The organism is Halomonas sp. ND22Bw, from assembly GCF_003011945.1.
In the GTDB taxonomy this organism is placed as follows: domain Bacteria; phylum Pseudomonadota; class Gammaproteobacteria; order Pseudomonadales; family Halomonadaceae; genus Halomonas; species Halomonas halophila.
This window is the reverse complement of the sequence record NZ_PXWD01000276.1, coordinates 1-392: the sequence shown is the minus strand read 5'-3', so window position 1 is coordinate 392 and position 392 is coordinate 1. Positions and strand designations below refer to the sequence as shown.

General features: G+C 67.6%; 1 protein-coding gene. It reads right to left on the bottom strand.

The features are described from left to right. Positions 1-6 precede the first annotated feature (6 nt). Positions 7-392 (bottom strand): gamma-glutamyl-gamma-aminobutyrate hydrolase family protein (locus CVH10_RS18040; protein WP_181244476.1); only part of this gene is annotated, 386 nt, incomplete at its 5' end.

Genomic DNA, 392 nt, shown 5'->3' with positions numbered 1-392 from the left:
GCGGGATCAGTCGGCGCGGGTGACCAGGGTCTCGGGCTTGCCGGCCTTCATCAGGGCGACGAAGCGCTCGAACAGGTAGTGGCTGTCGCGCGGGCCCGGCGAGGCCTCGGGGTGGTGCTGGACGCTGAAGATCGGCTTGTCCTTGACCGCGATGCCGCAGTTGGTGCCGTCGAACAGGCTGACGTGGGTTTCGGTCACGGCGGCGGGCAGGCTGTCGCGATCGACGGTGAAGCCGTGGTTCATCGACACGATCTCGACCTTGCCGGTGGTCAGGTCCTTGACCGGATGGTTGGCGCCGTGGTGGCCCTGTTCCATCTTCACCGTCTTGGCGCCCAGCGCGATGGCCAGCATCTGGTGGCCCAGGCAGATGCCCATCAGGGGCTTGCCGCTGG